Origin of the sequence: Streptomyces luteoverticillatus (assembly GCF_003970715.1) — a bacterium.
Taxonomy (GTDB): Bacteria; Actinomycetota; Actinomycetes; order Streptomycetales; family Streptomycetaceae; genus Streptomyces; species Streptomyces abikoensis.
The window spans coordinates 510,549-526,115 of the sequence record NZ_CP034587.1; the positions used below are offsets into that span (position 1 = coordinate 510,549).

The window sequence follows — 15,567 nt, forward strand, 5'->3', positions numbered from 1 at the left end:
CGACGTCGGCCGTGGTCACCGCACCCGCCACCGTCCCGTCCTGGTCGGCGACCAGGGCGAGGATGTGGTCGGTGACGGCCCGGGAGTTGGGGTGGTCGAAGACGAGCGTGGCGGGGAGGCGCAGGCCGGTGATGCGGTTGAGCTGGTTGCGCAGCTCGGTCGCCGCGAGCGAGTCGAAGCCGAGCTCCTGGAACGCCCGGTCCGGACCGATCGCGTCGGCCGAACCGTGCCCCAGAACCGCCGCGACCTGACCGCGCACGATCTGCAGCACCGTACGGTTCCGCTCGCCGTCGGTGAGTCCGGCCAGGCGCGCCCGCAGGCCGGTGGCCGTGACGGCGGTCGCGTCGGCGGCCGCGGCACGCCGGATCCTGGGCGCGAGGCCGCGCAGGAGGGCGGGAATCTCGTCGGTACGGGTGCGCAGGGCGGCCGTGTCGACGTGGATGGGGACGACCGTGGGCCGCGGCGACCGCAACCCGGCCGCGAACAGCTCCAGACCGGCCTCGTGCGACAGCACGGGCACGCCCTGGGTGACCATGCGCTTGCGGTCGATGTCGCTCAGGAACTGGCCGAGCCCGGCGCCCACGTCCCACAGGCCGAAGGCCATCGACGTCGCGGGCAGCCCCTCGGCGTGGCGCTGCTGCGCCAGGGCGTCGAGGAAGACGTTCGCGGCCGCGTAGTTGCCCTGACCGGCGGCGAGGACGAGCCCGCCGGCGGAGGAGAAGGTGACGAAGGCCGTCAGGTCCATCTCGCGGGTGAGCTCGTGCAGCCACCAGGCGGCATCGGCCTTCGGCGCGAGCACGGCGTCGACGCGCTCGGGGGTGAGCGCTCCGACGAGGCCGTTGTCACCGATTCCGGCAGCGTGGATCACGGCGGTGAGCGGCCGGTCGGTGGTGATTCCGTCCACCACGGCGGCCAGCGCCCCACGATCGGACACATCGCAGGCGACGACGCGCACATCGGCGCCCGCAGTGGTCAGCTCCGCCACGAGGTGCGAAGCGCCCGGGGCCTCCAGACCCCGGCGACTCGTCAGCGTCAGGTGCCGGATCCCGTGCTCGGCGACCAGGTAGCGGGCCACGACCGCGCCCAGGCCACCCGTACCACCGGTAATCAGCACTGCACCCTCGACATCGAGGGAGACTTCCGCTGCCTCAACCGCAGGGGTCATGCGCACCAAGCGCGGCACCAGCACCTCGCCACCGCGCACCGCCACCTCCGGCTCACCCGAGGCCAGCGCCACCATGGGCACTTCCTCAAGCCCGCCATCGGTGTCCACCAGGACGAACCGGCCCGGGTTCTCCGCCTGCGCCGAACGCACCAGACCCCACGCCGGAGCCTGCACCACGTCCAACGCCACACCATCAGCCACAGCCACCGCGTTGCGCGTGACCACGGCAAGACGCGACGTCGCATAGCGCTCGTCGGACAGCCACTCCTGCACGGCGTCCAACACGCGGCGCAGCACGGCCCGTACGTCGCCGGGCACATCGCCCTCCGACGGCACCGCACCACAGTCCAGCACCACCACATCCGGCACGGAACCGTCGAAGTCGGCGTCCGAGACCGTCTCCCACGGCGCCCACGACACCACCGCAGCACCATCCGCCACCGCCGCACCGGACCACTCGATCCCGTACAGCGACTCGCCCGTACGTCCGCCGGCGTCCAGTTGCCCGGCCGAGACCGGCCGGCCCGCCACGGAGCCCACCGTGAGCACCGGTCGGCCCGTCACGTCGGAGACCGTCAGGGAAAGCGCGCCGTCGCCCTTGCGGGCGAGGCGCACCCGGACCGCGGAGGCGCCCACAGCGTGGAGGGCCACATCGGTCCACGCGAAGGGGATCATCGTCCCGCCCTCGCCGTCACCGGCGAGGATCGCGGCGTGCATCGCCGCGTCCAGCAGCGCCGGGTGGAGACCGAACGCCCCACCATCGGTGCCTTCCGGCAGCGCCACCTCCGCGAACAGTTCGTCGCCGATGCGCCACGCGACCCGCAGGCCCTGGAACACCGGGCCGTACGCGTAGCCGTACTCGGCGAACGTCTCGTACGCGCCCTCGACCGGCAGCGGCTCGGCTCCCGGCGGGGGCCAGGCGGCATCCGAGGCGTCCGGGGTCTCGGCGCCCGAGGCGAGCACGCCGGTGGCGTGCTGGGTCCAGGGGTCGAGCGCCCGGCCCTCCGGACGGGAGTGGATGCCGAGACCGCGGCGCCCCGTCGCGTCCTCCGCTCCGACGCGCACCTGGATCTGGACCGCCCCGCCCTGCTCGGGCAGCAGCAGGGGCGCGGTGAGCGTGAGTTCCTCGACGAGGTCGCAGCCGACCTCGTCGCCGGCCCGGACGGCCAGTTCGAGCAGGCCGGTACCGGGGACGAGCACCGCGCCCTGGACGACGTGGTCCGCGAGCCACGGCTGCGCCTGCACGGACAGCCGGCCGGTGAGCAGGAAGCCGTCGGCGTCGGCGAGTTCGAGGGCGGCGCCCAGCATGGGGTGTCCCGCCGCTCCGAGGCCCGCGAAGCGCACGTCGCCGGCGCGGGCCGGCCCGCCCGTGGGCCAGAACCGCTCGCGCTGGAACGCGTACGTCGGCAGGTCGGCCCGGCGTGCCCCGGTACCGGCGAAGAGGGCGGACCAGTCGGCGTCCGCGCCGAGCACGTACAGACGGGCGACGGCGTCGAGGAGCGCCCGCTCCTCGTCCCGGCCCTTGCGCAGGGCGGGGACGAGAGCGCCCCCTTCGTCCGTCGACTCGGCCGCCAGGGCTGTGAGGGAGCCGTCCGGGCCGAGCTCCAGGAACGACCTGACGCCCGCCGTCCACAGCGTCCGCACGCCGTCGGCGAAGCGGACCGCCTCCCGGACGTGCCGCACCCAGTACTCCGGGGAGCGGAGCTCCTCGTCGGTGGCGGGTTCACCGGTCACGTTCGACACGAGGGGGATGGCGGGGGTGCCGTACGTCAGGCTCTCGGCGACGGCGCGGAAGTCCGCCAGCATCGGCTCCATGAGCGGCGAGTGGAAGGCGTGGGAGACCCGCAGCGGGGTGGTCTTGCGGCCCTGCTCCTCGAAGTGGGCACGGACCGCCTCGACGGCCTCGGCGGCTCCGGAGACCACCACCGACGACGGCCCGTTGACCGCCGCGATCGCGACCTCGTCCGTCAGCAGCGACCGGACCTCGTCCTCGCCGGCCCGTACGGCCAGCATCGCCCCGCCCGAGGGCAGGGCCTGCATCAGCCGCCCGCGAGCGGCGACGAGCCGGCAGGCGTCGTCCAGCGAGAAGACGCCGGCGACGTGCGCGGCCGCGATCTCACCGATGGAGTGACCGAGCAGCTGGTCCGGGCGCACGCCCCACGACTCCAGCAGCCGGAACAGCGCGACCTCGACGGCGAAGAGCCCCGTCTGGGTGTAGACGGTCTGGTTGATCAGGCCCTCGTCCTCGCCCCAGACGACCTCCCGCAGGGGGCGGTCCAGGTGCTCGTCCAGGCCCGCGCACACGGCGTCGAACGCGTCGGCGAAGACGGGGAAGCGGGCGTGCAACTCACGGCCCATACCGAGCCGCTGGGAGCCCTGGCCGGAAAAGAGGAAGGCGACCTTGCCGGGGCGCGCAGCGCCCTCCGGGTGCTCCTCCGACCGACCGGCCGCGAGCGCCGACAGGGAGCGCAGGACGTCGTCCCGGTCCGCGCTCAGCAGCACGGCCCGGTGGGGGAAGACGGCCCGGCTCGTCACCAGCGAGTACGCGACATCGGCGAGCCGCGGCTCCGGCCGGTCCTGGAGGTGAGCCAACAGGCGCGACGCCTGGGCCCGCAGGGCCGCCTCGGTCCTGCCGGACAGCACCACGGGCAGCAGCAACACGTCCGACGCGGGGGTGTCGTCGCCTTGCGGCTCCGGCTCCGGCTCCGGGTCGGCCTGCTCCAGGATCACGTGCGCGTTCGTCCCGCTGATGCCGAACGACGACACACCCGCCCTACGCGGCCCCTCACCCTCCGGCCAGACGGTCCGCTCCGTCAGCAGTTCCACAGCGCCGGCCGACCAGTCCACGTGAGAGGACGGCTGGTCGACGTGCAGCGTCCGCGGCAGGACGCCATGGCGCATCGCCATGACCATCTTGATGATCCCGGCCACACCAGCAGCCGCCTGCGTGTGCCCGAGGTTGGACTTCACCGAACCGAGCAGCAACGGCCGCTCCTCCGACCGCCCCTGACCATACGTCGCCAGCAGCGCCTGCGCCTCAATCGGGTCACCCAACGTCGTACCCGTACCATGCGCCTCGACGACATCCACATCACCGGCCGACAGCCCGCCACTCGCGAGCGCCTGACGGATCACCCGCTGCTGCGACGGACCATTCGGCGCCGTCAGACCATTCGACGCACCGTCCTGGTTGACCGCCGAACCCCGCACGGTCGCCAGGATCCGGTGGCCGTTACGACGGGCGTCCGACATCCGCTCCAGCACGAGGATGCCGGCGCCTTCACCCCAGCCGACGCCGTCGGCGCCGTCCGCGAAGGCCTTGCACCGGCCGTCGGCGGAGAGCCCGCCCTGGCGGGAGAACTCGACGAAGGTCAGCGGCGTCGACATGACCGTCACGCCACCGGCCAGCGCCAGCGAGCACTCCCCCGACCGCAGCGCCTGCGCCGCCAGATGCAGAGCGACGAGCGACGAAGAGCAGGCGGTGTCAACAGTGACCGCCGGACCCTCGAAGCCGAAGGTGTAGGACACCCGGCCCGACGCCACACTGCCCGCACTGCCACTGCCCTGATAGCCCTCGAACTCACGCCCGGAGAGGAGCTGGGCGTAGTCGTGGTACATGACGCCCGCGAAGACGCCCGTCTGGCTGCCGCGCAGCGTGGCCGGGTCCATGCCGGCCCGCTCCAGGGCCTCCCACGTCGTCTCCAGCAGCAGGCGCTGCTGGGCGTCGGTGGTCAGGGCCTCGCGGGGGCTCATGCCGAAGAACTCGGGGTCGAACTCGGCCGCGTCGTGGAGGAATCCACCGGACCGGGTGGCGATGGCGCTCTCACGGTCCGGGTCGTCGAGATCCCAGCCTCGGTCCGTCGGGAAGCCCGAGACCGCGTCCACACCGTCCGACACCAGCCGCCACAGGTCCTCGGGCGACGAGACCCCGCCCGGGAAGCGGCAGCTCATGCCCACGATCACCACCGGATCGTCGACGAGCGACGGCAGCGAGCCGACGGCCTGGAGCGCAGCCTCCGGCTCCGCGCCGAAGAGCTCGTCGTACAGATGGCCGACCAGGGCACGGGCGGTGGGGTAGTCGAACACCGCCGTCGCGGGCAGCCGCAGGCCCGTCGCCTTGCCGAGCCGGTTGCGGAGCTCGATGGCGGTCAGCGAGTCGAAGCCGAGGTCCTGGAAGGCCCGCGACGGGTCCACCGTGTCCGACCCCGCGTGGCCCAGCACGACGGCGATCTGCGTACGGACGAGGTCCAGCAGCGCGTCGCGCCGCTCGACCTCGGGGACCGCCGCCAGCCGCCGGACCAGCCCGGAGGCGGCAGCCACGCCCGCGCCGGCCGTCCGCCGGACGCGCGTGCGGACGAGGCCGCGCAGCAGCGCGGGCACCTCGCCCTGCGCGCGCAGGGCCGTGAGGTGCAGACGTACGGGCAGCAGCGCCGGCCGCGACGCGGCCACCGGGAGGGCGGCGTCGAACAGTGCGAGGCCCTGCTCCACGGACAGCACCGGCATACCGGAACGCGCGATCCGCTGGACGTCGGCGTCGGTCAGCGTGCCGGTCATGCCGCTGTCCTGGGCCCACGGGCCCCAGGCCAGCGACACACCCGGCAGCCCCTCGGCCCGGCGACGCACGACGAGCGCGTCGAGGAAGGCGTTACCCGCCGCGTAGTTCGCCTGCCCCGCGCTGCCGAAGGTACCGGCGACGGAAGAGAAGACGACGAACGCGTCGAGATCGAGGCCCTTGGTCGCCTCGTGGAGGTTCCAGACAGCGTCGACCTTCGGCCGCAGGACGGCGGAAACACGATCCGGGGTGAGGGAAGCGACGACTCCGTCGTCCAGCACACCGGCGGTGTGCACGACGGCCGTGATGCGACCGTGCCGGGAGAAGAGGTCGTCCACCGCCGCGCGGTCCGCGACGTCACACGCTTCCACCGCCACGTCGACACCCTCGGCCGCCAGCTCGGCCACCAGCGCCTCGGCGCCCTCGGCGGCCAGACCGCTACGGCTCACCAGGAGAAGGCTGCGCACGCCATACGCGCCCACCAAGTGCCGGGCGACGATACGGCCCAGGCCACCCGTACCACCCGTGATGAGGACCGTGCCGTCAGGACTCCACGAGACCTCCGCCGACGCCTGCTTCTCCACGCGCGCCAGCCGAGCGGCCAGCACCTCGCCATCCCGGATCAGCACCTGCGGCTCGTCCACGGCCAGCGCCCGGGACAGAACCGAGGCATCGGCATCACCATCGAGATCCACCAGACCGAACCGGCCCGGGCTCTCCAACTGCGCCGAGCGGACCAGACCCCACACGGCGGCACCCGCCAGGTCGTCGCCCGCAACGGCCCCATGAGTGGTGAACACCAGACGCGAGGAAGCGAATCGCTCCTCGCCCAGCCACGACTGGACGAGCTCGAGAGCTCGCGCGGTGGCGGCGTGGACCGAGCCCACCACGTCGTCCACATCGATCATCGGTACCGAGGCCACGACGACGGCCGGTACGGCATCGTCCTCGCTCAGCGACGCGAGGTCCGCGTACGCCACGCCTTCGGCGTCCGTGACCTGGGCCTGGACCGGGGTCCAGTCGAGGGCGAAGAGCGAGTCGCGGTCGGCGGTGCGGAGCTGGTCGGCCGCGATCGGACGGACCACCAGCGACTCCACGGACGCGACGGGCGCACCGGCCGTGTCCGTCACGGCGATGGACAGCCCGCCGTCGGCGGCGGTGCGGATCCGGGCCCGTACAGCGGAGGCACCCGTGGCGTGCAGCGAGACACCCGTCCACGAGAACGGGACGCCGCGGCGGTCGTCGGAGCCGGTGACCGCGGAGGCGTGCAGGACGGCGTCGAAGAGCGCCGGGTGCAGACCGTACGCGCCGCCGTCCACGTCCTCGGGCAGCGCGACCTCGGCGAACACGTCGTCGCCGAGCTTCCACGCCGCCCGCAGTCCCTGGAACACCGGGCCGTAGTCGAAGCCCGCCTCCGCGAACTCCTCGTAGCTGCTTGTGACGTCGACCGGCTCGGCACCCGCCGGCGGCCACGTCATGGCATCGAAAATCTGCGGTTCGGCGTCGTCAGAGGTGAGGAAACCGTCGGCATGCAGCGTCCACGGTTCGTCGGCCTCGCGCGAGTGGACGGTCACGGCGCGGCGGCCCGCCTCGTCGGGCTCGCCGACGCGCACCTGTACCTGCACCCCGCCCTGCTCGGGCAGGACGAGCGGCGCGGCCAGCGTCAGCTCTTCCAGCCCCGCGCAGCCGACCTCGTCGCCCGCTCGCAGCGCCAGCTCCACCAGCGCCGTTCCCGGCACCAGCACCGACCCCATGACAGCGTGATCCGCCAGCCAGGCGTGGGTCTGGAGCGACAGCCGCGCTGTGAAGAGGAAGCCGCCGGAGCCCGCCAGCTCCACCGTCGCACCCAGCAGCGGGTGATCGGCGGAGCCCAGACCCGCGAAGCGGACGTCTCCCGCACGGGCGATCGTGCCCGCCGGCCAGAACCGCTGGTGCTGGAACGCGTACGTCGGCAGGTCCACGCGCCGCGCGCCCGTCCCGGCGTACACAGCGGCCCAGTCCACGGTCGCACCGGAGACGTGCAGGTGTGCCAGGGCGGTGAGTGCCGTCAGCTCCTCGGGCCGGTCCTTGCGCAGGACGGGCACGAGCACGGCGGCCTCGTCGGTCACCGACTCGCGGGCCATGGCGGTCAGCACACCGTCCGGGCCCAGCTCCAGGAAGCGGGTCACGCCTGCGGCGTGAAGGGTGCGTATCCCGTCGGCGAAGCGCACGGCCTCACGGACGTGGCGGACCCAGTAGGCGGGAGAGGTCAGCTGTGCCTCGGTGGCGGTCTCGCCGGTGAGGTTGGAGACGACCGGGACGGCCGGGGTGCCGAAGGTCAGGCCCTCCACGACCTCGAGGAAGCGCGCGAGCATCGGTGCCATCAGGGGCGAGTGGAACGCGTGCGAGACGCGCAGACGGCTCGTCTTGCGCCCCTCCGCCTCGAAGCGGGAAGCGATCTCCAGGACGGCGTCTTCGCCGCCCGACACCACCACCGACGACGGGCCGTTGACCGCCGCGATGGTGACATCGTCCGTCAGCAGCGGCAGGACCTCGTCCTCCGTCGCCTGGACCGCCACCATCGCACCGCCAGCGGGCAACTCCTGCATCAGACGACCACGAGCCGCCACCAACGCACACGCGTCCGTCAGCGAGAAGACGCCAGCGACGTGTGCCGCCGCGACCTCGCCGATCGAGTGCCCGGCGACGAAGTCCGGACGCACGCCCCACGACTCCACCAGCCGGAACAGCGCCACCTCGACGGCGAACAGCCCGGCCTGGGTGTAGACGGTCTGGTTGATCAGCTCCTCGTCCTCACCCCAGACCACGTCCCGCAGGGGCCGGTCAAGATAAACATCCAACCCCGCGCACACGGCGTCGAACGCATCCGCGAACACCGGGAAGCGGGAGTACAACTCCCGGCCCATGCCCAGCCGCTGCGACCCCTGGCCCGAGAACAGCACCGCCGTCCTGCCCGAGCCGACCGAGCCCTCGACCACACCGGCAACGGGCAGCTCACCCGACGCCAGCGCCGCGAGCGCCCCTGTCAGCGACTCCGTGTCCGCGCCCAGCACCACCGCCCGGTGCGCGAAGCTCGAACGGCTCGACACCAGCGAGAAGCCCACGTCCACGGGACGCTGCCCGTCGATGTGCGTCAGCAGACGCGACGCCTGATCCCGCAGGGCCGCCTCCGCCTTGCCCGACAGCACCCAGGGCACGACGACCGCGCCCGGCTCCGGAGAGTCCATGGGATGAGCATCGGGCTCGGCCTGCTCCAGGATCACGTGCGCGTTCGTCCCGCTGACGCCGAACGACGACACGCCCGCCCGTCGTCGGCCGTCCTCCGCGGCCGTCCACTCGACGGGTGCGGTCAGAAGCTCCACCGCGCCCGCCGACCAGTCGACATGCGTGGACGGCTCGTCGATGTGCAGCGACTGCGGCAGGACGCCGTGCCGCATCGCCATGACCATTTTGATGATTCCGGCGACACCGGCGGCAGCCTGCGTGTGACCGATGTTCGACTTCACCGACCCCAGCCACAACGGACGCTCCGCGTCCCGCTCACGCCCGTACGTCGCCAGCAACGCCTGCGCCTCGATCGGGTCACCCAGAGTCGTACCCGTACCGTGCGCCTCCACCGCATCCACATCAGCGGCCGCCAGGCCCGCGCTCGCCAGCGCCTGACGGATCACCCGCTGCTGCGACGGGCCGTTCGGCGCCGTCAGGCCATTCGACGCACCATCCTGATTCACCGCCGAACCACGCACCACCGCCAACACCCGGTGGCCATTGCGCCGCGCGTCCGACAGCCGCTCCAGCACCAGCATGCCGACGCCTTCCGCCCAGCCGACGCCGTCGGCGGCGTCCGCGAAGGCCTTGGAGCGGCCGTCCGCCGCGAGGCCGCGCTGGCGGGAGAACTCCACGAACGTCGTCGGCGTCGACATGACGGTCACGCCGCCGGCCAGTGCCAGCGAGCACTCGCCCGAGCGCAGCGCCTGCGCCGCCCAGTGCAGGGCGACCAGCGAAGACGAGCATGCCGTGTCGACCGTGACGGCCGGGCCTTCCAGGCCGAAGGTGTACGACACCCGGCCGGAGGCGATGCTGGCGGCGCTGCCGTTGCCCCGGAAGCCCTCGAACTGGTCGCCGACCAGCATGTTCGCGTAGTCGTTGTACATGACGCCGGCGAAGACGCCGGTCCTGCTGCCGCGCAGTGACACCGGGTCGATGCCCGCGCGCTCGATCGCCTCCCACGTCGCCTCCAGCAGCAGCCGCTGCTGCGAGTCCGTGGCCAGGGCCTCACGCGGGCTCATCCCGAAGAATTCGGGGTCGAACTCGCCCGCGTCGTGGAGGAAGCCGCCGGAGCGGGTGTAGGAGGTGCCGGGGACGTCGGGGTCGGGGTTGTAGAGGGCCTCGACGTCCCAGCCGCGGTCGGCCGGGAAGCCGGAGACGGCGTCCACGCCGTCCGACACCAGCCGCCACAGGTCCTCGGGGCTGGTCACCCCGCCCGGGTAGCGGCAGCTCATGCCGACGATCACGATCGGGTCGTCGGCCACCGCCGGCAGCGTGCTCACAGCCAATGAGGGCGCGGCCTCCGGCTCCGTGCCGAACAGCTCGTCCAGCAGGAAGGCCACCAGGGCCTCCGTGGTCGGGTAGTCGAAGACCACCGTCGCCGAGAGGCGCAGGCCCGTGGCCGCGTTCAGGCGGTTGCGGAGTTCGACGGCCGTCAGGGAGTCGAAGCCGAGGTCCTGGAAGGCGCGTGACGGGTCCACGGTGTCCGCGTCCGCGTGGCCGAGGACGACGGCGATCTGGCCGCGGACCAGGTCCTGGAGCACCTCCCGGCGCTCGACCGGGCCCAGCCCGGTCAGGCGGCCCACGAGTCCGGCGGCCGCCGCCGAGGCCGCCGCCGAGCGGCGCGCGCGGCCCCGGACGAGGCCGCGCAGGAGCGCGGGGGCGTCGCCCTGGGCCCGCAGGGCGGGGAGGTCGAAGCGGACGGGCAGGACGACGGCGTCGTCCACCGTCAGCGCGGCGTCGAACAGGGCGACGCCTTCGGCGGGGGTGAGTTCGGGCATGCCCGAGCGGGCGATGCGCCGGATGTCGACGTCCGACAGGGTGCCGGTCATGCCGCCGTCCTGGGTCCAGGGACCCCACGGCATGGAGACGGCGGTGCGGCCGGTGGCGCGGCGGTGCTGGGCGAGCGCGTCGAGGAAGGCGTTGCCCGCCGCGTAGTTGGCCTGGCCCGGGCCGCCGAAGACCCCGGAGACGGAGGAGAAGGTGACGAAGGCGTCGAGGTCGAGGTCCCTGGTCGCCTCGTGGAGGTGCCAGGCGGCGTCGGCCTTCGGGCGGAGGACGGTGGCGAGCCGGTCGGGCGTCAGGGATTCCACCACGCCGTCGTCCAGCACTCCGGCCGTGTGGACGACGGCCGTGATGCGGCTGTGCCGGGAGACGAGGTCGTCCACCGCCGCCCGGTCCGTGACGTCGCACGCTTCGACCGTGACCTCGGCGCCCCGGTCGGTCAGTTCGCGGGCCAGTTCCTCGGCGCCTTCGGCGGCGGGGCCGCTGCGGCTGACGAGCAGCAGGCTCCGTACGCCGTGGGCGGTGACCAGGTGGCGGGCGACGGCGCGGCCGAGGCCGCCCGTGCCGCCGGTGACGAGGACGGTGCCGTCCGGGGTCCAGGGGGTGCCCGTGGTCTCCTGGGGCGTGGCCCGGGTCAGTCGCGCGGTGAGGAGCTCGCCGTCGCGGAGGAGCAGTTGCGGCTCGTCGGGGGTCAGGGCGAGGGCGTGCGGGAGTGCGGCGAGGCAGGCCGCCTCGTCGCCTTCCAGGTCCAGCAGGCCGAAGCGGTCCGGGTGCTCGGAGCGTGCCGAGCGCACCAGGCCCCACGCGGCCGCCGCGGCGAGGTCGTTCCCGCTCGTGGCGTCCCGGGTCACGAACACCAGCCGCGACCCGGCGAACCGCTCGTCCGCCAGCCATGCCTGTACGAGTTCCAGCACCCGGGCCGTCACCGTGTGGACGGAGTCCACCACGGCGTCCGGGTACCCGTCGCCCGCCACGGGGACGAGCACCGTGTCCGGTACGTCGCCGGCCTCGGCCAGCGCCGCCAGGTCCGCGCGGTGGACGAACCGCTCGGTGTCGGTGACAGCGAACGTCTCCGTGCCCACGACCGTGACGCTGCCAGGACGCGGCACACCCTGGGGCGCGGGTGCCCAGCGCAATTGGAACAAGGAATCCCGGCCAACCGTGCCCGCCGTACCCGCGCCCGTCAGCCGGTCGGCGCGGTCGGCGGAGACGGCCCGCAGGACGAGCGTCTCGACGGAGGCGACGGGCCCGCCCTCGGCGTCGGCGACGGTCACGGACACCGAGTCGTCGCCCGTGCGGACGACGCGGACGCGGATCGCCGAGGCGCCGGACGCGTGGAGGGTGACGCCCTCCCAGGAGAAGGGCAGGACGCCTCGCTCCATGCCGTTGAACGCGGTGACGTGGAGGGCCGCGTCCAGCAGCGCGGGGTGGATGCCGTAGGAGGCGGCGTCGCCCTCGCCGGTCTCGGGCAGGGAGACCTCGGCGTACATCTCGTCGCCGTGCCGCCAGGCGCGGCGCAGGCCCTGGAAGAGCGGGCCGTAGTCGAAGCCGCCGACGGCCATCCGGTCGTAGAGGCCGGTGAGTTCGACGGGCTCGGCGCCGGTGGGCGGCCACGCGATCATGTCGAGGGCGGCCGGGGGCCGCTCCTCCCCCGTGCCGCCGATCACGCCGGTGGCGTGGCGGGTCCAGGGGCGTTCGCCGTCGCCTTCGGGGCGGGAGCGGGCGGTGAGGGTGCGGCGGCCGGTGTCGTCGGCGGGGCCGATGTGGAGTTGCAGCTGGACGCCGGCGCCGTCCTCGGGGAGGACGAGGGGCGCGGCGAGGGTGAGGTCCTCGATGCGGTCGCAGCCGACCTCGTCGGCGGCGCGGATGGCGAGTTCGACGAAGGCGGTGCCGGGCAGGAGGACGGAGCCCAGGACCATGTGGTCGGCGAGCCAGGGGTGGGTGCGGACCGACAGGCGGGTGGTGAGCAGGAGGCCGTCGCCGCCATCGGGGAGCTCCACGGAGGCGGCGGCGCTCAGCAGCGGGTGGTCGGTCGCCTCGAGGCCGGCGGTGCCGACGTCGCCGGTGGCGGGGGCGGGTTCGGGCCAGTAGCGGCGGTGCTGGAAGGCGTACGTCGGGAGGTCTGTCTCGCGGGCCGCCGTGCCGGTGAAGAGGGCGTTCCAGTCGACGTCCGTGCCCTGGACCGACAGGTGGGCGAGGGCGGTGACGAGGGCGGTCTCCTCCGGCCGGTCCTTGCGGAGGGCGGGGACGGCGGGCGTCTCGTCGGGGAGGGTTTCCCGGGCCATGGCGGAGAGGGTGCCGTCGGGGCCGAGTTCCAGGAGGCGGGTGACGCCTTCGGCGTGGAGGGTGCGGATGCCGTCGGCGAAGCGGACGGCTTCGCGGACGTGGCGGACCCAGTAGTCCGGGGAGCGCAGTTGGTCGTCGGTGGCGAGGCCGCCGGTGACGTTGGAGACGACGGTCAGGTCCGGGCGGGCGAAGGTCAGCGCGGCGACGGTGGTGCGGAAGTCGTCCAGCATCGGTTCCATCAGCGGGGAGTGGAACGCGTGGGAGACCCGCAGCCGGCTGGTCTTGCGGCCGTCGTTCTCGAAGTGGGCGCGTACGCGTTCGACGGCGTCCTCGGCGCCGGAGATCACGACGGAGGACGGACCGTTGACGGCGGCGATGGCCACGTCGTCCGTCAGCAGTGGCAGGACTTCGTCCTCGGTGGCGCGGAGGGCGGCCATGGCGCCGCCCCGCGGCAGGGCCTGCATGAGCCGGCCCCGGGCGGCGACGAGGGCGCAGGCGTCGGCCAGGGAGAGGACACCCGCGACGTGGGCGGCCGTGATCTCGCCGAGCGAGTGCCCGGCGACGTACTCGGGGCGGACGCCCCAGGACTCCACGAGCCGGTACAGGGCGGCCTCGACGGCGAACAGCCCGGCCTGGGCGTACATCGTCTGGTTGAGGAGGTCCTGGTCCTCGCCCCAGACCACTTCCCGCAGGGGCCGGTCAAGATACGCGTCCAACCCGCGCACGCGGCGTCGAAGGCATCGGCGAACACGGGGAAGCGGGCGTGCAGTTCGCGGCCCATGCCCAGGCGCTGGGAGCCCTGGCCGGAGAAGAGGAAGGCCGTTCTGCCGGGGGTGGCCGCGCCCTGGACGAGGCCGGCGTCGGGTTCGCCGGAGGCGAGTGCCGTCAGGGCGCGGGTGAGGGTTTCGGTGCCGTCGCCGAGGACGACGGCGCGGTGCGGGAAGCCTGCCCGGGTCGTCGCCAGGGAGAAGCCGATGTCCAGGGGGTGCCCGCTGCCGATGTCCAGCAGGCGGGTGGCCTGGGCGCGCAGGGCGGCTTCCGTCTTGCCGGAGAGCACCCAGGGCACCACGCCCGGGGTCACGGCGGGTTCCCGCTCCTCGGCGGCGGGCTCGGGTTCGGGTTCGGCCTGCTCCAGGATCACGTGGGCGTTGGTGCCGCTGATGCCGAAGGCGGAGACGGCGGCGCGGCGCGGGCGGCCGGTGGCGGGCCAGTCGAGGCGCTCGGTGAGCAGTTCGACGGCGCCGGCCGTCCAGTCCACGTGCGAGGTGGGCTCGTCGACGTGGAGGGTGCGCGGCAGGACGCCGTTACGCATCGCCATGATCGTCTTGATCACGCCGGCGACGCCGGCCGCCGCCTGGGCGTGGCCGATGTTGGACTTGATGCCGCCGAGGCGCAGCGGCTGCCCGGCGGGCCGGTCCTGGCCGTAGGTGGCGAGGAGCGCCTGGGCCTCGATGGGGTCGCCCAGCGTCGTACCGGTGCCATGGGCCTCGACGGCGTCGACCTGGTCGGGGGTGAGCTGGGCGTTGGCGAGGGCGGCGCGGATGACGCGCTGCTGGGAGGGGCCGTTGGGGGCGGTGAGGCGGCTGCTGGCGCCGTCCTGGTTGACGGCGGTGCCTCGGACGACGGCGAGGACGCGGTGGCCGTTGCGGCGGGCGTCGGAAAGGCGTTCGACGAGGAGGACGCCGACGCCCTCGCTCCAGCCGGTGCCGTCGGCGGCTTCGGCGAAGGGCTTGCAGCGGCCGTCGGGGGCGAGGCCGCGCTGGCGGGAGAACTCGGTGAAGAGGCTGGTGGTGGGCATCACGGCGACGCCGCCCGCCAGGGCGAGGGAGCATTCGCCGGAGCGCAGGGCGCGGACGGCCAGGTGGAGGGCGACGAGGGAGGAGGAGCAGGCCGTGTCGACGGTGACGGCCGGGCCTTCGAGGCCGAGGGTGTAGGCGATGCGGCCGGACAGGACGCTGGTGGCGCCGCCGGTGAGCAGGTGGCCCTCGGTCTCGTCGGTGCGGGAGGCGAGCGAGCCGTAGTTGGTGTCGGCGCCGCCGACGAAGACGCCGGTGTCGCTGCCGCGCAGGGAGGCGGGGTTGACGCGGGCGCGTTCGACGGCCTCCCAGGCCGATTCGAGGAGCAGCCGCTGCTGCGGGTCCATGGCCAGCGCCTCGCGGGGGGCGATGCCGAAGAGTTCCGCGTCGAAGTCGGCCGCCCCGGTGAGGAAGCCGCCCTGGCGCACATAGCTCTTGCCGGGCTTGCCGGGCTCGGGGTCGTAGAGGGCGTCGAAGTCCCAGCCGCGGTCGGTGGGTACGTCGCCGACCGCGTCGACGCCGCCGTCGACGAGCCGCCACAGGTCCTCGGGGGAGGCGACGCCGCCGGGGAAGCGGCAGGCCATGCCGACGACGGCGATGGGCTCGCTGTCCCTGGCCTCGACGGTCTCCAGCCGCTGCTTGGCTCGCCGCAGGTCGGCGGTGACGCGCTTGAGATAGTCCCGGAGCTTGTCTTCGGTGCTGCTGGTCATGGTGCT

General features: G+C 73.6%; 1 pseudogene. It reads right to left on the bottom strand.

Annotated elements, in window-relative coordinates:
- Positions 1 to 121: 121 nt before the first annotated feature.
- Positions 122 to 15,561: pseudogene (locus tag EKH77_RS02240) on the bottom strand (SDR family NAD(P)-dependent oxidoreductase); the annotation flags it as partial.
- Positions 15,562 to 15,567: the final 6 nt, after the last annotated feature.